General features: G+C 41.6%; 16 protein-coding genes. 4 read left to right on the forward strand and 12 right to left on the reverse strand.

Annotated elements, in window-relative coordinates; all coding sequences use genetic code 11:
• Positions 1-26 precede the first annotated feature (26 nt).
• Together miaB and K8P02_RS18570 are read left to right on the forward strand one after the other, a co-directional pair.
• Entirely contained in the window at positions 27-1400 is a 1374-nt protein-coding gene (gene miaB, locus K8P02_RS18565; RefSeq protein ID WP_002558513.1) for a tRNA (N6-isopentenyl adenosine(37)-C2)-methylthiotransferase MiaB, read from the forward strand.
• Between the two features lie 391 nt (positions 1401-1791).
• The gene (locus tag K8P02_RS18570; protein WP_007483153.1) at positions 1792-2898 is read left to right on the forward strand and encodes a glycoside hydrolase family 88/105 protein; all 1107 of its coding nucleotides are present in this window, start codon (positions 1792-1794) and stop codon (positions 2896-2898) included.
• A 142-nt stretch (positions 2899-3040) separates the two neighbouring features.
• Here the strand turns inward: K8P02_RS18570 and K8P02_RS18575 are convergent, their stop codons facing one another.
• The 12 genes from K8P02_RS18575 to K8P02_RS18630 all read right to left on the reverse strand — a co-directional run bounded on the left by K8P02_RS18575 (position 3041) and on the right by K8P02_RS18630 (position 20309).
• Positions 3041-4315, reverse strand: a complete 1275-nt coding sequence (locus K8P02_RS18575) for an acetylxylan esterase (RefSeq protein ID WP_002558515.1) — start codon at positions 4313-4315, stop codon at positions 3041-3043.
• Positions 4316-4317: 2 nt separating this feature from the next.
• Positions 4318-5766 carry a phosphohexomutase domain-containing protein gene (locus K8P02_RS18580; RefSeq protein ID WP_002558516.1) on the reverse strand — a complete coding sequence of 483 codons (1449 nt, stop codon included), beginning with the start codon at positions 5764-5766 and terminating at the stop codon, positions 4318-4320.
• 29 nt (positions 5767-5795) lie between these two features.
• Complete coding sequence (locus K8P02_RS18585; protein ID WP_002558517.1) at positions 5796-6500, reverse strand: N-acetylmannosamine-6-phosphate 2-epimerase; 705 nt, start codon at positions 6498-6500, stop codon at positions 5796-5798.
• A gap of 21 nt (positions 6501-6521) precedes the next feature.
• Positions 6522-7361 carry an endonuclease/exonuclease/phosphatase family protein gene (locus K8P02_RS18590; RefSeq protein WP_007483155.1) on the reverse strand — a complete coding sequence of 280 codons (840 nt, stop codon included), beginning with the start codon at positions 7359-7361 and terminating at the stop codon, positions 6522-6524.
• 21 nt (positions 7362-7382) lie between these two features.
• Positions 7383-8213, reverse strand: a complete 831-nt coding sequence (locus tag K8P02_RS18595; protein ID WP_007483156.1) for an endonuclease/exonuclease/phosphatase family protein — start codon at positions 8211-8213, stop codon at positions 7383-7385.
• Between the two features lie 19 nt (positions 8214-8232).
• The gene (locus K8P02_RS18600) at positions 8233-9501 is read right to left on the reverse strand and encodes an MFS transporter (RefSeq protein WP_002558520.1); all 1269 of its coding nucleotides are present in this window, start codon (positions 9499-9501) and stop codon (positions 8233-8235) included.
• Between the two features lie 4 nt (positions 9502-9505).
• Positions 9506-11308, reverse strand: coding sequence for a T9SS type A sorting domain-containing protein (locus K8P02_RS18605; protein WP_223381675.1), 1803 nt, complete (start codon positions 11306-11308; stop codon positions 9506-9508).
• Positions 11309-11376: 68 nt separating this feature from the next.
• A complete protein-coding gene (locus tag K8P02_RS18610) occupies positions 11377-13329 on the reverse strand; it encodes a putative Ig domain-containing protein (RefSeq protein WP_007483161.1) in 1953 nt (650 codons plus the stop codon).
• A 94-nt stretch (positions 13330-13423) separates the two neighbouring features.
• On the reverse strand, positions 13424-14902 hold the full coding sequence (locus K8P02_RS18615; protein WP_002558523.1) for a RagB/SusD family nutrient uptake outer membrane protein: 1479 nt from the start codon (positions 14900-14902) through the stop codon (positions 13424-13426).
• 16 nt (positions 14903-14918) lie between these two features.
• Positions 14919-18470 (reverse strand): TonB-dependent receptor, encoded by a 3552-nt coding sequence (locus K8P02_RS18620; RefSeq protein WP_223381677.1) that lies wholly within the window; start codon positions 18468-18470, stop codon positions 14919-14921.
• Positions 18471-18580: 110 nt separating this feature from the next.
• The gene (locus K8P02_RS18625) at positions 18581-19585 is read right to left on the reverse strand and encodes a FecR family protein (RefSeq protein WP_002558525.1); all 1005 of its coding nucleotides are present in this window, start codon (positions 19583-19585) and stop codon (positions 18581-18583) included.
• 136 nt (positions 19586-19721) lie between these two features.
• Positions 19722-20309, reverse strand: coding sequence for an RNA polymerase sigma-70 factor (locus K8P02_RS18630; protein ID WP_002558526.1), 588 nt, complete (start codon positions 20307-20309; stop codon positions 19722-19724).
• A gap of 267 nt (positions 20310-20576) precedes the next feature.
• Between K8P02_RS18630 and K8P02_RS18635 the strand changes: the two genes are divergently transcribed.
• Both K8P02_RS18635 and K8P02_RS18640 read left to right on the forward strand, forming a co-directional pair.
• Positions 20577-21476 (forward strand): methyltransferase domain-containing protein, encoded by a 900-nt coding sequence (locus tag K8P02_RS18635; RefSeq protein WP_007483166.1) that lies wholly within the window; start codon positions 20577-20579, stop codon positions 21474-21476.
• Positions 21476-22357 (forward strand): cell division protein FtsX, encoded by an 882-nt coding sequence (locus tag K8P02_RS18640; protein ID WP_007483168.1) that lies wholly within the window; start codon positions 21476-21478, stop codon positions 22355-22357. The genes K8P02_RS18635 and K8P02_RS18640 overlap by 1 nt, the downstream gene beginning before the upstream one ends.
• The last annotated feature ends 34 nt before the right edge of the window (positions 22358-22391 follow it).

The raw sequence follows: 22391 nt of genomic DNA on the forward strand, positions 1-22391 counted from the left end.
CATCTAATTTAAATAATGATAAAATTATGAGTGAATTAACGGGAGCGGACTTTAAATCCGCAACTGCTGATGACAACAAAAAGTTGTTTATTGAAACGTATGGCTGCCAGATGAATGTGGCCGATAGTGAAGTAATTGCCTCTGTGATGCAGATGGCTGGGTATTCCGTTGCTGATTCTTTGGACGAAGCAGATGCTGTATTTATGAACACTTGTTCCATTCGCGACAATGCCGAACAAAAGATTTTGAATCGTCTGGAGTTTTTCCATTCGCTGAAAAAGAAGAAGAAACATCTGATAGTAGGTGTACTGGGATGTATGGCAGAGCGTGTGAAGGATGATTTGATTGAGCACCATCATGTTGATCTCGTTGTAGGTCCTGATGCTTATCTTACTTTGCCCGAATTGATAGCTTCGGTAGAGGCCGGGGAGAAGGCGATTAATGTGGAGTTGTCTACAACAGAAACGTATCGCGAGGTCATTCCTTCCCGCATTTGCGGAAATCACATTTCCGGGTTTGTGTCTATTATGCGTGGATGTAATAACTTCTGTACGTATTGTATTGTCCCCTATACCCGCGGACGTGAGCGTAGCCGGGATGTGGAAAGTATCCTTAATGAGGTGGCCGATTTAGTGGCAAAGGGATATAAAGAAATCACGCTGTTAGGACAGAATGTAAATTCTTATCGTTTTGAAAGAGAAAATGGAGAGGTTATTACTTTCCCGATGCTTCTGCGTACTGTAGCCGAAGCAGCACCAGGCGTGAGAATTCGTTTTACTACTTCGCACCCCAAAGATATGAGTGACGAAACGCTGGAAGTAATAGCACAGGTGTCCAATGTATGTAAACACATTCATTTGCCGGTACAAAGCGGAAGTTCACGTATTTTGAAATTGATGAACCGGAAATACACGCGTGAGTGGTATCTGGATCGTGTAGCTGCTATCAAGCGTATTATCCCCGATTGCGGATTGACTACTGATATTTTTTCCGGTTTCCACTCAGAGACGGAAGAAGACCACCAGGAATCTCTTTCACTAATGGAGGCCTGTGGTTATGATGCTGCTTTTATGTTTAAATATTCAGAACGCCCCGGCACGTATGCTTCCAAGCATTTGGAGGATAATGTCCCGGAAGATGTTAAAGTGCGTCGTCTTAATGAGATTATAGCTTTGCAAAATCGGCTTTCTGCTGAATCTAATGCGCGTTGTATCGGAAATGTTTATGAAGTCTTGGTAGAAGGGGTTTCCAAGCGTTCGCGCGAACAGCTTTTCGGTCGTACAGAACAGAATCGTGTCGTGGTATTTGACCGGGGTACACATAAGATTGGTGATTTTGTAAAAGTGAGAATTACTGAATCCAGTTCGGCAACACTGAAGGGTGAAGAAGTAATAGCTTAATCTCGTTTATTTCAGTATGGAAATGAGCGAAATTCACCACAGAGTAACACAGAGTTTAAATCTTTATTGAAACGCAGATTAACGTAGATTTTCGCAAAGGGAAACAAATCTAAGATAAAGAACTACAGTCTTTTAATCTGTATTTATCTGTGTTTATCCGCGTTTCATCAGATAAATAGTACTCTGTGGAACTCTGTGTTACTCTGTGGTGAAATACACTCAAAACTATTTTAATATGAGTGATTCTTTATTTTTTTGTTCAAGAAAGGTTTATCTTTGCTCTAAAGCGAAGATAAGCTGTACTTTGGTATAAAAAAATAAACGAGTTCATTTTATTCTGCTCTCGGTTTGCATTATCTTTGCCGTATAAACACTAAATGATTGTACTACTATGAACAGATTTTTTCTTTTGACACTCTCACTTTTCTTCCCATTGTCGATGATGGGGCAGTTGCCATTTCAAAAGACAGACGTAAAGGATGTTATGAAAAAAGTGGCCGATTGGCAGATCGCTCATCAAAAGGACGTGAAACACGGAGCACTGGATTGGACAAATGCCGCACTTTACATGGGAATGCTCGATTGGGCTGAACTGGCTGAGACGGAAATGGGGGATGCCTCTTATTATGATTGGTTGGTAAAATTGGGTCGTCGTTATGGCTGGCAGCCCGATAAACGAATGTATCATGCTGATGATATTGCTGTGGGACAGGTTTTTATAGACTTGTATAATAAGTATAAAGATAAGAATATGTTATATCCTACCCAGGCACGTGCGGAGTGGGTGGTGAACCATCCTTCGGACGGACCGATGGATCTTGACTATAAAAAACGTGAGACCCTGGAACGTTGGACTTGGTGTGATGCACTCTATATGGCTCCTCCCGTATATGTGAAACTCTATATGCTGACCGGAGATAAACGGTTTATCAAATTTATGAATAAAGAGTATAAAGCAACGTATGATCTTTTGTTTGATAAAGATGAACGCTTGTTTTATCGTGATTCAAGATATCTCACTCAAAAAGAGGCGAATGGAGCGAAAGTGTTCTGGGGACGCGGTAATGGCTGGGTGCTTGGCGGACTGGCAGAGATGCTTCAGGACTTTCCAAAGAATGATAAGAACCGTAAGTTTTATGAAGAGCTTTTTGTAACTCTTTCTGCCCGTGTGGCCGAGTTGCAGAGTGCTGATGGTTTCTGGCATGCAAGTATGCTTGACCCGGCTTCTTATCCTTCGCCTGAGACCAGTGCTACCGGGTTTATCGTATATGCGCTGGCGTATGGGGTCAATGAAGGTTTGTTGGATAAAGATACTTATCTGCCTATTGTTGAAAAAGGATGGAAGGCATTGGTTTCTGCTGTTGAAACAGATGGTAAGTTGGGGTATGTACAACCCATTGGAGCCGACCCTAAGAAAGTGACCCGTGATATGACGGAAGTGTATGGAGTGGGTGCTTTCCTGTTAGCCGGAAATCAGATTTATAAGATGTCCCGTTAATAAAGTATATATAAATATAATGAAGGTATGTCAAAACTCACCACAGAGTAACATAGAGTATTTTTCTAATAATCAACGACTTAAAATCATATCTGTGTTACTCTGTGGTGAGTTTTGACACATTTTGTGATGGTATAGTTCCTTACTTTCCCGTCAGTTTGTCTATTAACCATTGATTGACTTTTACATTCTGTTCCGGATAACGCCAATGCCCGGTTTCTTTTAGCAGGTAAAGTTCTTTGGGGGCTTCTATAACATTGTATGCGCTGTAAAATGAAGTAGGCGGGCAAGTCTCATCACTATATCCCCAGGAATAAAATCCGGGAATATGAATAAAACGTGCAAAATTGACTACATCGTAATATGCCAATGTCTGTGTTTCTTTGGGGGTAAGCTTTTTTACTCCAAACCACCCTCCTGCCCGGTTATGTGCATATCCCGCTATGTCACAAAGTGCCGGATAAAAAGCCGCCAGGTACTTCACTCTGGAATCAAGAGCGGCAGTAACCAAGGTCAGTGCTCCTCCCTGGCTTCCACCATAAGCCGCCAGATTCTCACCATCATATTGTGGAAGTGAGGCAATGAAATCGTTCGCCCGTATACAACCAAGGAACACACGGTTGTAATAATACTCCTCCCGGTTATCCATGTGATGATACATGTAGTTTTTGAGTGCTCCGGCTTGTAAGTTTGCGTATGCTTCCGGTTTTAGGTCTAAAGGGATACCATGAATCCCTATCCGGAATGTGATAACTCCCATACGTGCAAGTTCTTTATCTCCGGTGTGCTTTGCCACACCGGCTCCCGGCAGACGCAAAACAGCAGGGAAACGTCCCTCTTTATTAGGAATACATAATACTCCATACAGGTAATTACCGCGTGAATAATGGGATATTTTCACACGGTATACTTTTACGTCGGCATCGCTTTCTTCCGGTATAAATGTCATTTCCGATTGCATGGGGTATTCCCTCATACGGGATATTTGACTGTCCCAGAACGAACGAAAATCCTTTGGAAGCAGAGTGGTAGGTTGTATCTTTTCACAATCATATGCAATGTTAATCAAATTCCGATAGGGAAATCCGTCTATTGTAGCCCTGACTTCACAAGACAGGAATCCGGGAGAGCGTAGTCCTGCTGTTTTTATTACGGCAGTACCGTCTTTTAGAAGTACGGAGTCTTTTTGTGTCGGAGGCATTTTTTCCGGACCTATCTTATATTCTATTTTTACATTTTTCAGTTTCTGCTGGTCTTGAAATAAGGAAATAGTGAAACGTGCCGTTTCGCCTACTTTATAATTCCAATCATAGTGATCGGGTGTAATCTGGATAGTCACCAGGTCTTTATTCCCTTTTGCTGCTTGTGTACTGATAGTAAAAAGAAATAAAACGGATAAAATTAATATTCTTTTCATATTTAATGTTTTGTTAGATTGGATATGCTGCCGGATACTTTAAAAAGCAGATTCTGACCGTATTGAAGCAAAGTAGCTACTTCTTCCCCCGTCTGTCCTTCTGCATAAAAACGAATGATGTCTTCCGTTTCGGAACTGCGGATTAATAGCCATCGGCAATCTCCTTCAAAAATGAATTTGAGTCCGTTTACAAGATTGCGGCTACTTAAAAACGGCAGAATCTTCCGAATTGCAAAACCTGCTATTTCATGAGGCTGATTTTGATATAACCAGGGTAACAGTTCATTTTTATCCGGTTGTGTATAAACCATATCAATACGGTCATAACATATAACTCCCATCTTTTCTTGCTTCTCTTCCAGGTAGTCGGAAAGTTTGCAGTAAGGTGATGCAGAAAGCATTTCGAGGAGTAATAGTGAAGAGAATATGCCATCCCGTTCAGGGATATGCATGCCATAGCCGAATCCTCCGCTTTCTTCGCCACCAAAAGCTATGGAATGGGTAGTCATGATATCAGCAATGTATTTGAAACCGACCTGAACTTCATATATGGGTGTTTGAGGAGATTCGAAGATGCTGCGTACTTTGTCTGAAACGGAAGACGTTTTTACAATACCGCCTGGCATTTGTTTTACTCGTTTCAGATAGTCTACTAACAATAATATCGTATTTTGGGCCGATAACCATTCACCTGTATCCAGGCATACCCCTACCCTGTCCGCATCTCCGTCTGTTGCTACACCAAAAGCAAAATCTCCTTCTTTTAATGCTTTCTTTAGTGGCAGCAGGTTTTTTTCAATCGGCTCGGCCAGTCGTCCGTGAAAAGTTTCGGACGCTTCGGAGTATATGGTATCCGCCGGACAGTTATGGGCATTCAGAATCTCCTGGATGAGCGTAAGCCCTGCCCCTCCCATACTATCTGCCAATAGATGTAATCCTGCTTTTTTTATTCTTTCGAAATCAATTAATTTTTCAATATGTTCTGTATAAGCTGGTATAAAATTCATAGGATGTATGTTCGATGCAGAACGCTTTATGGGGGATGCGTATAAATAACTTTCTACTTTTCGCGTGTCGTCTGAATTGAACGGACCTCCTAAACGTGATTTGAATTTGATGCCATTATATGAAGGAGGATTATGTGAAGCGGTAATCATCACTCCGGCACAACAACCTGTATGCAAAGTAGCATAAGATAATACCGGTGTCGGAGTGATGCGGTCGGATAATAATGCTTCTATATGGTTGCCTGATAGTACTTCGGCAAAAATCGTAGCAAACAATTGTGAGTTCTTGCGTGTGTCATAAGCCAAGGCTACCCGGGGGAATTCTTCTTTATAATTGTTGTGTATGAAATCTGCAAATGCCTGGGCTACCACTGATACGGTCTCTTGATTTATTTCCGTATCGATGTGTGCTCTCCAGCCATCTGTTCCAAAAAATATATTCATGTTTTTTTATTGTTTAATGTTTCTGACTGTTAGAGAATATTTACCTGTTGCAGGGCTTCCGAAAACCATTTTGTGATAAGGTGGGGGCGTGTAATGGCTGAACCTACAACAACTGCCCAGGCACCGTTTTCAATACCTTTTGCAGCTTCGAGAGGGGTATTATAGCGTCCTTCGGCAAATACAGGGCACTCGGGGAGAGCGTTGACACATTGGCGCAGTATTTCCAAAGAAGGCCCATTATGGGATTCTTCTACCGTATACGGAGTATAACCGCATAGGGTGGTTGATACACAATCAGCGCCGGCTTCCCGGCATGCAATGGCTTCGTCAACGGTTGATATGTCCGACATTATTTTTACTCCTGTATATTTCTTTTTTAGGTTCCGGATATATTCCGGTCCGGTAAGTCCATTTTCCCGTAGGCGGAATGTTCCATCCACAGCAATCAGTGGCGTACCAATTGCAATCAGTGCTTCTACTTCCCTGAATGAACCGGTAATACGTACAAATCCGTCCGGGAAATGAGACTTTGTCAGACCGATTACCGGCAAATGGCTATGTTTGATGAGATAGTCCGTTTTTTCTATACCGCAGGAGCGAATACCTGCAGCGCCTCCCTGGGCTGCGCATTGAGCAAATGCTCCTACTCCTTCGGGTGAATTAAAGGGTGAGCCTTCCTCGGCCTGACACGAAACGATGAGCCGGCCTTTAACTTTTTGAAATATGTCAATCATTGTTTTATGTATAGTAAGTTCTTAAAAATCAGCAGTAATAACTATGGGATAGTGGTCCGACATATATACCGGATCTGAATTTTTAGTGATGGTTATTGCTTTGGTTACCGATATATATTCGTTTACAAAAATGTAATCTATCTGTGAGGGTGGATACAATTTACCATAGCTGTGTGCTGTTCCTGCCGGCCCTGATTTCTCTGTCGCTATTTCCCGTGAATTGCTGAATTCACTGAGAAAGGTGTGAATGGGGGGAGTTTCGGGAGTACTGTTCATATCTCCTGTGATGAACACGGCCTCTTCTGCTGTCATTTCTTTTATTTTCCGGCAGATTAACCGGGCCCCTTCTAACTTGGCAACTTCTCCTACGTGGTCGAGGTGAGTGTTAAACACGTAAAAGCTACGGCAGTTTTCTATATCCCTGAATTTTGCCCACGTACAAATGCGGGGGAATTTACCATCCCATCCCCGGCTGACAACATCCGGAGTTTCGGATAGCCAGAACGTGCCGTAATCTAATACATTCAGCTTTTTCTTGTTATAGAAGATGGGAGTAAATACATCACTGTCCGGTGTACCTTGGCCGGATACACCGAGCCACTCGTAGATACCGATGGACAGGAAATCCTGTATCTGATCGGTCAATGGTTCCTGCATACACACAATGTCATACTGATAATTGCCGAATTCTCTGATTACCATCTTTTTTCGGTTTGACCAGGCGTTCACTCCGGTATCCATGTTTGAACCACGAATATTAAAGCTGCAAATCGTAATTTCGGTTTCGTAATTTTCACCATGTACCGGGAAGCTTGACAGGCTCAGGCAAACAAGGAGTAATATATATATTCTGAAAGCCATATCTGAAATCTTTTTATTGAGTTATAAACGGGCGTTGATAAATACAGCGTAATGATCAGATGGGAAGAAACCGTTTGGATAATGTTCGTCATCTGCTTCGTATTCTGACACTTTGATTTTATCATTTACGAAGATATAATCGATACGTACGGGTTCTACCTGCCCGAAATTGTGAGCCGTACCTACCGGTCCTGAGATATAGGGAGCAATAACCCGGGAATCTTTATAGTGAGAAGTGTACTCTTTGTAGGCATCGGTTGTATCGAAACTGTTCATATCTCCGCATATAAAGACCGGGGAGTTCCCTGCAAATTTCCGGGCCTGTGCACAGACCAGAGCTGCACCTTCTTGTTGTGCTATACGGCCTTTATGGTCGAGGTGAGTATTGAAAACATAGAATACCTTTCCGTTTTTACGGTCACGGAACTTGGCCCATGTACAATAACGGTCGTACTTTCCGTCCCATCCTTTTGAAAAAGGAGCCATTGTTTCGGATAACCAGAACATTTCATTATGCAATAGCTCAAAACGCTCTGCTTTATAGAAAATAGGGTTGTAAAGTCCTCGGATTCCTACAAAAGCATACCCTGTGGCCTTTTCTATATCTTCAAGCTGATTGGCTAATACTTCCTGCATACATACGATATCAAAATCGTGATGTTTGATTATTTTGCATAAGGAGTCTTTTCGGAATTTCCAGGAGTTGATACCGTCATTGGGCAGATCTCCCCGAATGTTATAAGTACAAAAACGGATGTTACAATCGGTTGTCTTATTCTTTCCCTGAACGGAAGAAATAATTCCTGTTGAGACGGATAATAAGAGAAATAGGATTTGAAATACTCTTTTCATGATTTATATTGTTTAGTAGTTAATTTTTTCTTTTCGCACTCCAGATTATTATCAGGAATAATAAGGATATGAAAGCTGCGGAAAGCCAGAAAATACGTATGGCGGAGAAATCATAGATAGGGTTTCCGTCGATAATAACTTTACGTGATTCTATCAGAAAACCACTGACTACGTCTTGCAAGCCGGCTGCTATATAACTGGCTATTCCAATGACTCCAACTGCTGCACCAGTTGCTTCTTTGGGAGCTATGTCTATGGCCATGAGTCCTCCCAAAAAGCATAGCAGAATACCAATGGATATGCCAAACAGTATCATAGAAATAATATCCAGAACCTCACAATGCTGCGGACCGAATAAAAATAGTACCAATGCAAGCAGATTGAGCAAACTGAACAAGCAAGCCGGTATGGTCCGGTTGCTGTGGAATAACTTGTCGGATAGGAGACCGGAAAATACAGTACCTACAATGCCACAGACCGAACTGACTGATACAAGGGTACTGGCGGTTACAATATTATAGCCCTTTTCTATTTCGAAATAATATACCCCCCAGCTATTGACGGCATACCGGCTGATGTACATAAATGCACTGGCAAGTGCAAGCATCCATATCATCGGGCTTTTTAAGACTTCAAGCTGCTTACTTTTAACGGATGAGGCTGTCTGCTTTTCTGCGGAATCGGATGGGATTGCTTTCCATTCGGGAGGAGCCGGTTTTAAGAAAATGAATATTAGAGCGACCCCTGCAGCTCCCAGGCATGCAGCGCTCATAAATCCCCACTGCCATCCTAAAGCACCAACGATGAATGATGTAAAGATAAAGGTAAGCGCTTCTCCGATGTTGTGACTGGCACTCCAGAAGCCATATACCGTTCCGCGTTCTTTCTCTGTAAACCATCGGTTTAACGCAATAACACTACAGGGCCCGCCTACTGACTGAAACCAACCGTTTACTGCCCAAAGTATGACAAATGCCCAGAATGGTACGGCAAATCCGAGTGCGGCATTTACCAAGGTAGCTATGAGAAGTCCACCTGCCATCAGATAGCGCACATTTACCCTGTCGGCTAAAAAACCATTGACAAATTTCCCGATTGCATAGGAGAAAAATAAAGCCGAACCGATTATGCCTAACTCTGTTTCAGTAAGATAACCGGTGTCTACTATTGGCTTTTTAACCACATTCAGACTCAGCCGGCAAACATAGAAAAGCCCATAACCCAAAGTTGCTGCTGTAAATACAGCCCATTTGGTCCGATTCGTTTGATTTTGTTGAGTTTGATTCATCTTCCTACTTTTTGATTATTTTCTTTGACAGGATACTCTGTTCTGAAATACATTTTATAATATAGACTCCCTGAGGGAAATGAGATATATGAATTGCTTCGGAAGTATCTTGAAGGATATGGTCAACCATTAACTGTCCTTGTGTAGATATAACTTGAAGTCGTACTTTTCCCGTTAAGCCTTTAATGAAAAACTTATCTTCCACAGGATTCGGATAGACTTGAAATGTGGTTTCTTCAGTTTCTGCCCAGCCTACTCCTCCATTGGATTCTACCTGTAATATACAAGCAGAGTCCGAGCTGTCTCCAAGTTCGTCGGTACCTCGTATTGCCAAAGGAAAAGAACCGCTTTCAGAAGGAGTACCCGACAAATCCCCTTGAGATGAAAAATGCATGCCGGAAGGCAAATCACCGGAAAGTAATTGATAAGTCACTTTTCGTGCCCCTCCCCGATGATAGACGCAATTGTGGTAAGAAACTCCTTCCTGTGCCGGTATCACATGATTGGTGAATATCCGGATATGTGCGTAAGAAGCTAAAACGACATTATTGCCCGATCCGATTGCTTCTAACGGGAATGTGTTTGTTCCGGACAGAGTCAGGTTGGTAGTATTGTAAATAGTGCCGTATTCGTTGGCTTCTTTGAAATTGGTTAGCATAAATAAACGGTATTCTTTTGTATCCGGTATAAATAATAGATCGGTTATTTCCTCGTCTGTTTTATTACCGAAACGTTTCACATTCAATACCTGATTTTCAGAAGATAACTTTACGATAAAAGCATCTTTCGCACCTTTATCAGGGAGGTTATAGCGATTATCTCCGGATGGGTTGAATATTACTTTTCCCATACAATAACCTCCTGCGTATATTTCATCGTTATCGTTGACGTATAAGGTATTGATTACCGTATTTTTGCTTGTAGATGTTCCTCCGGCTGTATAGATGGATGAGTAGTTACCGTCCGGATTGAGCATAATACACAAAGCATGCTGTGTTCCCGTGGATGTAGTGGTTTGTGTGGAAGAACCGATGGAGAGCTGCTGACTGGTTGTAGAACCGGATAAAATGAGCTTACCGTCACTCAGGCATGCTATATCGGAAATCGTTTCATTCCCTGCTCCTGTTATCGGGCATGTCCATTTCTTTTCGCCGGATGTATTGAAACGGCTGACAAATATATCTGTGTTGTTTGTAGTCGTTCCCTGATATGTTCCGGCAAGAATAATATCCGTGCCGTCAGTCTTTATTTTTTTTCCGGAGGCGGATAAGTAGCCCTCTTCAGCAGAGTACCACAGTTGTTTCCCGGATAGAGTATAAGCAGCTAAAAAGCACTTCTCTTCCGAATTTCCGCAGAGATATACTGTTTGGTTGAATAATATAAAATCCTGAATGATGAAGTCTGCACTTTTTTCAAACGAAACGGGTGAAGATACTACTCCTTCCGGAGATACCGAATATAATTTTTCGTTTCCGTCATTTCCGGTAAGAAGCCATAGTACTCCCGCCTCATCGGATACTGCGGATTTCACTTTTGATTCGTTTTCAATTCTGATTAAACATTCGCGAATACCTTGTACCGAATATCTGGCAGCAAAAATAGCCGGGAGTTCGGACATCAATCCGGTTTCCGTATTGGAAATGAGTTCTCCGCTAAATTCTCCTGTTAACCAGATGTTGTTGCCACCCGCTACTATCTGTCGTCCGTATGCTGTCGTCATACTTCCGAAGTGATGAACCGTTTCGGGTTGTTGAGCATACGATACAGTACAAATAGAGAGTATAATGATGATTAGAATTTTGTTCATGATATACATATCGTAGGGAAAGAATACCCGGAATTCGGTCGTACCGGGCATCCTTCCATTGATTAATATTAGTAGACGCTTGCTTTATGTACCGATTTTTTTCCCGAGATACTATCTTCTACAACTACGGTATAGATACCATTGTCTACAGTATAACGGTCATTACCTTTTAAACGGTTTTGTATTACCAATCTGCCAGACAGGTCGAATATCATCACTCTGCAATTCGATGTACTTGTTGATACTTCGATAGCACCGTGGTCTCCCCATACCCTGATAGCTTCCTGTTGATAGTCTTTCAGTCCGGTACCGGTAGAAACAGTAAGTGTATATTCGGCAAATCCAACGTTTCCATCAGCGTCTTTCATGCTGATCACAATCGGATAAATTCCTGTAGTAGTACTTGTTCCACTTAGTTCGCCGGTTGCCGGATTCAGATTGAGCCCTTCGGGAAGAGTACCATAATATAGTGTGAATTCGGCATCACCATTGGCATTTTCTGCATTAATAATCTGACTGAAAGCTGTGCCGGGTTTAATGACAGGTAGTACAGCCGGAGTTGCGTAGATTTGCTGATAGCATAGTAAAGCTACGCTGTAGTTACTGCCGATAGTTGGTATTGTAATCGGGTCGCCAAACAGGTTTACGGGAGAAGCCGTACCGCCGCTACGGGTAGATATCATATCGGCTACATATAATAACCCTTCATTTCCTACTGCCATAGCCATCGCACCTTCCCGGGTAGCATCTCCTACACGGTGTCCTATCAGTACTTCACCTTTTGATGATAATTTCATCAGATACATATCCTGTCCCCCTTTAGCTTTAGAAGGGAACTGTCTTGCCTCGTCTTCTGTATCCGGATTAAAATAATAAGTTCCAAAAGAAGTACCGGCGTTCCATATCGAGCCATCTTTGTCTATGGCAATTGTTTTGACATCTGTCGGTTGGGTGATACTGCCTGCTATATAGTTCCATTGATAGTTTCCGTTTGTATCGAAAGAGACAATCAGCATACTGTTCCAACTTCCGGAAGTGTCCAGGGTCTTCATGGTTACTTCGGGTGCATTGTCCACAACCAGATCTTCGCTTCGTATCACACCGCCGATGACTACCTGATTGCCGGCTACATCCATGGCATTAATATCGTCTAATTTACTACCTGTTAAACTACGTGCCCAAATCATATTTCCGTCAGCTGAATATTTAACCAGGAAATTGTCTGTATTTTCTACAGAAGCTGCCGTCATAGATTGTGTTCCGAATTGAATAGTTCCGCTAAATGTTCCGGCTGCATATATTCCCCCTTCTTCATCTACAGATATAAGATTTCCCGTTCCTGTTCCGCTTCCTGACATTGTTTTTGTCCAGATCAGATTAGCGTTACTATCGTATTTGGCGATAAAGAAAGCGAGTTCGGAATCACCGGATGAAATTTCTGAGTTACCTCCGTTTATATCCATATTTAAATTTCCGGTGAAAGCTCCGGTAATGACAAAACTTCCATCATTTTGATTTACTGCTATACTTTTAATAACAGGTTCTATACCGGAGTCGGTGCCTTTCAGCCAGACAGGATTTCCGGTCGCATCGTATTTAGCGATCAGGAAATCTTTATAGTCGGATTCTATTTTAAATGTTTCGGAGATTTGAGCGTCAGACTCAAAATTACCTACGACGTAAGAGTTGCCTGAGGCATCTGTGGCAACACTTTGTATAACAACTGAGCCGGATGTGCTTTTAATGGATGAGGCAAATACGCATTGTTTATTGGGGGTAAACTTAGCTATGTATGCATCCATTACGGTGGAGGTTCCTGTTATTTCTTTATCACCAATTGTCATTTCTGCTCCGGTGAAACAACCTGTGAGGTATACATTGTTGTCGGCATCTATAGCCATACTTTTGGCTGAAGTTTCTACATCGGCAATCCCAAATTGGCTACTCCATAAATATTTCTGAGAAAAACCGGTTAAACAGTTCATTACCAGTACTGTGAAAAGGAAAAGTCTTGTTTTCATAATTGTAATAATTTTAATTTATAGGTATAGCAAGGACCAACAGAGAGAGTTGACTCCCTGCGGAAAAGTTTTTAAATAAAATAGTATTCGGATTTTAGTATCCGTCGTTCTGATACATTCCGGATGGATTTATAGACACTTCCCGCCAAGGTATAGGAAGTAATAAATCGCGTTTGGAACACCCCTGTACCGATTTACTGCTCAGGAACTCTACCAGGTCGGTGCCCTTATAAAACCGGAGAAGATCAAACCAACGATGATTTTCAAAAGCCAATTCGATACGCCGTTCGTGCAGAATGACCTCTTTGAGAGTTGGATAGGCTGTTTTGTACGTCTCAGAAGCCTGATCGTAAGGTTTTAATTTGGCACGGGTACGAATCATATCAATATAAGTGATGGCTTCGGATTCTAAGTTGAGTGCCTCATTTACTTCGGCAAGCATCAGAATGACATCGGCATAGCGCAACACTATCCAGCAAGAACCACCGCGCCCTTGAGAGTCTCCCAAATCAACGTATTTATTGACATAAGGGGTTGTTCCGTAAGTTTTGTACGAAACCACTTTGCGCATATCACCGGTTTCGTATTCTTTGGTCAGGTCATTTTCCGGAATATTATCTCCCAAACCTTGCGATTGTGAAATGATTCCTGTGGCATTGAGTGGCTGAAAATTTTTCGCAAAGTAAGAGCCTTCGTCGGTTCCCTGTAAGTACATTACCTGAAATATGATTTCATTGCAGGTAATATTGGCGACACCGAATACTTTGCCATAGGCAATATCTTTCAGTTTTCCGAATGGGCGAACGTTGTAAGCGGCTTCGAGGGCTTCTTTAGCCAATTGAAGATAGTCCTGAGTGGCCCCATCATTTAGCCGTTTGGCCATTGTAAGGTATACTTTTCCTAATAAAGCATATCCGGCTGTTTTTGAAGCACGTCCGAAATTGGGATTGTTTCCGTCAAATCCCCAATTGTCCGGCAGTTGGCTTTGAGTTACGAATTCCAGGTCTTTTACAATAAAGTCATAAACTTCTGCTATCGGGCGACGACCGTATTTGAGGACTTCCGCTTCACTGTTTAATTGTTTGTCTACAATAGGAACATCACCAAACAGTTGTGACAGGTTGTAGTAGGATAAAGCACGTAAAAAACGGGCTTCTGCTTTGTATTGGCTTTTCTTCTCATCACTCATCGGTACGGCATCGATGTAGTCGAGCACTACGTTACTGCGGTAGATACAAGTGAACATCCCGTACCAGGCCCGTTGTACCTCTGCATTGCTCGATGTCAGATTGTATACATCAAAATCATTGTATATACCCGAATTGGCTGTTTTGGATGCTAATGTGGTATTGTCGGATCTGATTTCAGTCCAATAATACATATTATTGTAATAATTTGTTTTTAATCCGTCATAGGCGGCGTTTAACGCCTGATACATATCATCTTCAGTTTTATAGAAGTCTTTCTTATTGAGTTTATCAGGGTCGGAACGTTCTAAGAAGTCACAGGCGGTAAATCCCGTAATCAAACAACTAAAGAGGATTATATTCTTTATTAATTTTATCTTTTTCATGATGCGGTCCTGTTTTTTAGAATGATAGTTTACAACCAAAATTATAGGCTCGTGCCAGTGGATAAGTTCCCCAGTCGAAACCCGGCATCAGATTGCCCGACTTGTAATTTACATCCGGGTTATAGCCAATGTAATCGGTTATCGTAAATGCATTGTCAACGGAGGCAAAAAGTGAGATACCTCTTAATTTTATTTTTTCTACCCATTTTTGAGGTAGGTTATAGTTTAAAGTGATGTTAGTACAACGAAAGTATGATGCATCGTTCACCATATAGGATGACACTCCATAGGTGTTTTTGTTAGTGGTGGCAATATTGGCACGATACATAGCCGGATTGGGATTAGTGACGGCATTGTAACGGTCGGCTGCCAATGCAAATTGATTACAGGTACCTTCCATATTCAGCAAGTAGTAATTCTGGAAACTGATAACCTGTGCTCCCTGTACTCCCGAAAAGGAAGCACTTAAGCTTAATCCTTTGTAGCTGATATTGGTGCTGAATCCATAGGTGAAATCCGGATAATTATCTCCTAATATCTCCCGGTCATCGTCTGTGATTTTACCGTCATTATTGACATCTTTCCATTTGGCATCACCCGGTTGTACATTTTCGTAGTTCCATACGGCCGGGCCGGTGAGCTGATAACCTTCTTCACCTATGTGTTGTTTATCTACCAGTATCCGTTGGTACTCTTCTTCTGAAATTACTCCGAGACTGTTCAGCCCGTAAAAAGAACCGATGGGTTTTCCAACCATTGTTATGTGGCTGATAGCACTTCTTTCCCCAATGCTGACAATGGATTGAGAGTCAGGTAACGAAAGTACTTTATTCCGGTTCAGGGAAAGATTGGCTCCTATATTCCAGTTTACAACCCCGGTGAGGATGCGTCCGTCAACTTGAATATCGAAGCCGGTGTTGCGTATTTTGGCATTAGACAGGTTTGATTTATATTGAGTTGCTCCGGCAATGGCCGATACCGGTTTATTGAACAATAAGTCATTCGAGATACTGTTGTAATAGTTGGCGGACAGGGTGATACGGTTTCTAAGGAAACTCAAGTCCATTCCGACATTATACTGATCTGTTTTTTCCCACCCCAGTAAGTTGTCGACGAAAGCGCTTGGATAACGTGTGGGAACTATTTGGCCGCCTAATACGTAACCGCCTAAATCACTCATATACCCTACATGCTCATAATTTCCGATGTTATTGTTTCCGCTGATACCCCAGCTTACTCTTAATTTTGCTCCGAAATTTTCTCCGATGTGATTCGTCCAGAAATCCTCATTGGATATATTCCAACCTAAAGCAACGGACGGAAACATTCCCCATCGATTGTCTTTTCCAAAGCGGGATGAACCGTCACCACGCAGAGAGCCGGTAAATGTATAACGATCTTTCCATGAGTATACTACACGCCCGAATACAGACATCATGGCCCAATCGAATTTATCAGTATCTCCCCAACTGTCTCCGGGAGCAGTTCCATGGGCACTTAATTCCCGAATCGTATCATCTACAAAGTTACGGGCACCGATGGAAGAGTTATCATATACTTTTTCCTGCATAGAGTAACCTCCTAAAATGTTTATCCCATGATCTCCGAAGGTACGGTTGTAATTAAGGGTTGCTTCCAATATCCAGTCAAGATTGGTTTGTGTACTGTAAGAAGCCCTTGAAAGCCGCTGATCACCCACATATCCGCTACCGGCCGTTGTGCCGTCGGTGTTCATAATAGTACCTCCTACTGTTGAGGGGCGATAATAACTTTCTGTCTGGGATATATATTGCATTCCGGAATAGATCTTTGCTTTTAGGCCTTTTACGATTTCCAAATCCAGATATCCCGAGACGGATGACATATATCTTTTTTGGAAATCTTCAATCTCATGTGCCAATGCAACGGGGTTTTCAGCCGGTGCTATGGAATATTTTCTCGCATATTGCATCTGCTGATCGACGGCGTATGAACCATCTGTGTTATATACCGGGAATTGCGGGAACATCACGAGAGCACTCATAATGATACCATCATTGTAATGACGTCCTTCTGCCTGTACGATTCGGTTTTTGGTATAGGAGGCTGCCGTGTTGACTCCTATACTCAAACGGTCGGTCAGCTTACCGTCAATGTTGAAGCGCGTCGTAAAGCGGTGATGATAAGATGGTGCGATAATACCGTCTTGTTCCAGATATCCGGCACTGGCCATATACTTTACCCGGTCATTACCACCGGTAATGTTCAGATTGTGCTTCATAATGGGAGCTGTGGAGAATATGGCGTCCTGCCAGTCTGTATTATAAGCCGGTTCAATGGGTTGTCCTGTTTCGAAATTGAAAAAGATATCCGGTATCTGGAAAATCTTTCCACTGGTTGCTCCGGCAACAGACATACGGTACTCGTTATTATGTAATGGACTATATTCCTTTCCGTTTTTGATACACCAGTCACGGTAAGCATTGTTAGCACTTTCTATTGAAAAATCGCGCATACCATAAGCGTCCAGCATTTTTATTTTGTGATCTACCTGTTGAAAACCGTATTGAAAATCATATTCTACTTTTGCCCGTCCGCTGTTTGTACCTCTTTTGGTTGTTATTAAAACAACGCCTCCGGCTGCACGTGAACCATAGATAGCGGCTGATGCTGCATCTTTAAGGACTTCGATGGAAGCCACATCGTTCGGGTTGATATATACATCTTTTGATGTGGGGAATCCGTCAACTACATAAAGTGGTTCTGAGCCGGCATTGATAGAACCTACTCCACGAACCCGCAATGATAAACCTTCACCCGGGCTTCCGGATGTCTGTTTGATTTCAACACCGGCAGCATGCCCTACCAATGCTTGCTCGAGTGTTGGCGTAGTGACACTTAATTCATCCATTTTAATACTGGAGATAGCTCCTGTCACATCTGTTTTGCGGACTGCACCGTATCCGATTACTACTACTTCTGAGAGAACCTTGGTATCTTCCGACATGACTACCCGTATGGGTTCTTTCCCTTTTACAATTAACTCTTTCGAAGTGTATCCCAGATATGACAATACGAGAATATCCCCTTTCTCCGCTGTAATGGTGAATTCTCCATCCATGTTGGAGCTTGTTCCTTTGGTGGAACCTTTGATCAGTACATTGACGCCTATCAAAGGGAGATTATTTTCGTCATAAACAGTTCCGGACAATGAGAAGTTTGCTTTCTCTTTTTTTTCTTTTTGGGGAGGTTCTTTCAGAAAAATGTAGATACTTCCGTTCCGTATTTCAAAATTTACATTTGTTTTTTGAGTTAACTCGGAAAGTACTTCTTTCACATCTTTTGCGGATGCCTGCACCGAAACCTTCACTGACAAATCCGTAAAACTGCCGCTGTATGCCAGGCGGAGTTTAGATTGTTTGGCAACATCATTTAGTACGGTTTTTAAGGGTACGTCTTTGTACCGAACCGAAACCTTTTGAGCATAAAGCATTCCTGTGTTGAAGAGGAATAGTATTGCTACTGTGACTTTTAGAACGAATGAATGTGATTCTTTTTTAAGAATATTAAAAAATCGAATCTTTATCATTCGTTTTCTGATAAAAACTGGCAAAATTTTCATACTTTTGTTTTGAATTTTAATATGAATAAAATTGGTAGTCGATGGAAGGGCCCTATTCCTTTATTGACTACCTTTTTTTATTTTCTCTTGTATATTAATATCTTGTCGTTGATCTTTTCATATTTAATCGGAGAAATGCGCGTTAAATCTTCCAGAATTGAATCCAGAGGCATGTTATTAAATGATATTGTGTATATGGAATTCTCTAAAGACTGATCCATCAATACAATTTCTTTGTTGAATTTGCGGGATAATTCTTTGGATATATCATCAAGACGAGTGTCTGTGAAGTATAGGCTGTTTGTCTTCCAACCTGAATAGTCCGACACATTTTCAAGAGAACGCTTATGCATTGTTCCGTTTTTCTTTTCGTAGATAATTTGTTCTCCCGGAAACAATTCCAGGCTTTCCCCCCGGATATCGCTTACCCGGACATGACCCTGATTTAGCGTGGTAGTAATATCCGACTCATCGGTATATGCTTTTACATTGAATTTTGTTCCCAGTACTTTTATGTCAATTCCTGAGGTGTGTACTGTAAATGGACGGATTTTATTTTTGGCTACTTCAAAGTAAGCTTCTCCTTCCAGTTCCACTTCCCGGCTAAATAATTTGAAACCGGGAGTATATTTTAACCGGGAGTCGGCATTCAGTATAATTTTGGTTCCATCCTGAAAGATAATTGTTTGCATATCTCCTTTGGGGACGTATATTTCGGCAAACCGGGGAGATTGTGTTTGATTGTAATATACGTATCCTCCGGTGGCTAATAATAAAATAGCAGGGATCCATATTGCGATGTGGCGTAACCACCATCCGATGGTGGCTTGAAGATGTTTTTTGTTTTTTTCTACCGGGGCTGGCATACAAAGTGGCTGTATCTTTATGGATTCCGTGCTTTGTAGTTCCTCACCCATCAGAATACGGGCAACATCTTCATCAATGATTTCGGATAAATAGAGTTGTCCTTCTTCAGTGCCGAACCAGCGACGTATTTCAGCCCGTCGCTCCGGTGGCAAAGCATCACATAAATAAAGCCGGATCTCTTCGTCTGTGATTGGGTAGTGGTTTTCTGTTGTCATTTTATTAGTTTTAGGTTGTAATGAGAAAAATACTCCTTACTTTCGCCTTGTATATAGAGTAAAATCGTAGTGGAGAAAAGTATTACTCGGCTTTTGATATTTAACATTTATAAACAAACCGAGGTGTAGTTCTGGTTTAGGAAAAGGAGGCACTAAGCAATACCATGCAAATGCAGATGAAATCTTTTTCGTTGAGGCTTTCACGCAATGACAATATAGCTTTATAATAGGATACTTTTACGGTGTTTACGGTAATATTGAGTTGCTCGGCTATTTCGGCATTGGATAACCCTTCGAAGATTTTCATTTGGCAAATACGGCGTTTTTGGGGTGGCAACAAGGTTAAAGCTTTTTGTATCGCCTCGTTACGCTGCTTTCTGTACAGGGTTTGTGTAATATTCTCTTCTTCAAAAAGCGGCATTCCCAATATTATTTCTTCTTTTTTTTCGAGAGTCAGCTGATGAAATTTGTAGGTATTTAACAGGTGGTTTTTAAGAATGCCGTACAGGTAAGGTTCCACTCCCTGTTCCGCATCGATCTGAGTACGGGTTTCCCACAATCTCATAAATGAGTATTGTACTGCATCTTCTGCCATTTCTTTTGATTTCAGATAACGTAATGCCAACAGGAAAAATTGCCGGTGACACTTTACGTATATTTTGGAGAAAGCCGAATGACTACCGTTGATAAGTAATAAAACTATTTCTTTGTCTATCTTTTCCATGTCTAAACTTATTAAGGTATTCTGGTTGAATATGGCTACGAAGTTAAATAAAAAATCTAATATTCGTCATGCTGATATTAATTTTACCTGTGTGTAGTGTATCAAAGGAATAAACTTTTTATCAGCATATTGCATTTGGATTGCATTATCTGTTAAAAGACCTCAAAGAAACTACCTTACATCACTTTTTATTTGTTTCTTTGCACCAAATTCGGGTGAAGTGCGGTCTTGTGACTCAATGCCGCACTTAATTTATGGCAATAATCAATGAATAAACTCTCTATAAATGCTTGTCCGCTATGCGGTGGCACGCACTTGAAGCGTGTCATGACTTGTACGGATTACTATGCATCGGGTGAACAGTTTGATGTGCTTTCCTGTGAGGACTGCGGATTTACTTTCACACAGGGTGTTCCTGTAGAAGCAGAAATAGGACGCTATTATGAAACTCCCGATTATATTTCCCATTCTGATACAAAAAAAGGGGCAATGAACGCTATTTACCATCAGGTACGTAAGTACATGTTGGGTAAGAAGGCACGTCTTGTAGCCAAAGAGTCTCATCGCAAATCAGGACGTTTGCTTGATATCGGTACAGGAACCGGTTATTTTGCTTCAACGATGGAGCAACGTGGCTGGAAAGTGGAAGCTATCGAAAAGAATGCTCAGGCACGTATGTTTGCCCAAGAGCATTTCGGACTGGATGTGAAGGCGGAAGAAGAATTGCAGGAATTCGAAGCGGGTTCATTTGACGTGATTACTTTGTGGCATGTGATGGAACATCTGGAACATCTTGATGAAACCTGGGAACGTCTTCGGGAGCTTTTATCAGACAGAGGTGTTCTTATTGTGGCTGTACCTAACTGCTCTTCGTATGATGCCGTTAAGTATGGCAAATATTGGGCGGCGTATGATGTACCCCGTCATTTATGGCATTTCACTCCGGTTACAATACAGCAATTTGCTTCCAAACATGGTTTTATTATGGCAGCACGCCATCCGATGCCGTTTGATGCATTTTATGTATCAATGTTGAGTGAAAAGCACCGGGGTAGTTCTTTCCCTTTTATGAAGGGTATGTGGGTAGGAACAATGGCATGGCTTGGTACCTTAACGAAGAAAGAGAGAAGTAGTTCTATGATTTACGTATTTAGAAAAAAACGCTGATGAAGAATAAAAACAAAAATAATTCGGTGTCTTATTTCGACATGCAATTCATAACGTCCAGTATCAGTACTACGTTGGTATTGTTGTTGTTGGGACTCGTTGTGTTTTTTGTTCTGGGGGCGCATAATCTTTCTATCTATGTCCGTGAAAATATTAATTTTTCAGTTCTCATCAGTGATGATATGAAAGAGGCTGATATTCTAAAGTTGCAGAAGAAGCTGGATAAAGAGCCTTTTGTGAAGCAAACAGAATACATATCAAAGAAACAAGCTCTGAAAGAGCAGAGTGAAGCCATGGGAACTGATCCGGAAGAGTTCTTAGGTTATAATCCCTTTACTGCTTCTATTGAGATCAAACTGCATTCTGACTATGCTAATTCGGACAGTATTGCCAAGATAGAGAAAATGATAAAGAAGAACACCAATATACAGGATGTGCTCTATCAGCGCGAATTAATTGATTTGGTGAACGATAATATACGGAATATCAGTCTTGTACTGCTTGCTTTAGCAGTGGTATTAGCTCTCATTTCTTTCGCTTTGATCAACAATACCATACGTTTGGCCATCTATTCCAAGCGTTTTCTCATTCATACTATGAAGTTAGTGGGAGCCAGCTGGGGCTTTATCCGTCGTCCGTTTTTACGACGGAACATATGGAGTGGTGTGTTGGCAGGTATCATGGCCGATGCTATCCTGATGGGAACTGCCTATTGGTTGGTGTCTTATGAACCGGAACTGATTCGTGTGATAACTCCTGAAGTGATGTTATTGGTTTCCGGTTCGGTATTGATATTTGGTGTCGTGATTACGTTCCTGTGTGCTTATTTGTCTATCAATAAATACTTGAGGATGAAAGCCAGTACGCTGTATTACATATAACACAGCGTGTAATTTCAATCGTAAATTGTAAATC

Origin of the sequence: Bacteroides nordii (assembly GCF_019930665.1) — a bacterium.
GTDB lineage: Bacteria > Bacteroidota > Bacteroidia > Bacteroidales > Bacteroidaceae > Bacteroides > Bacteroides nordii.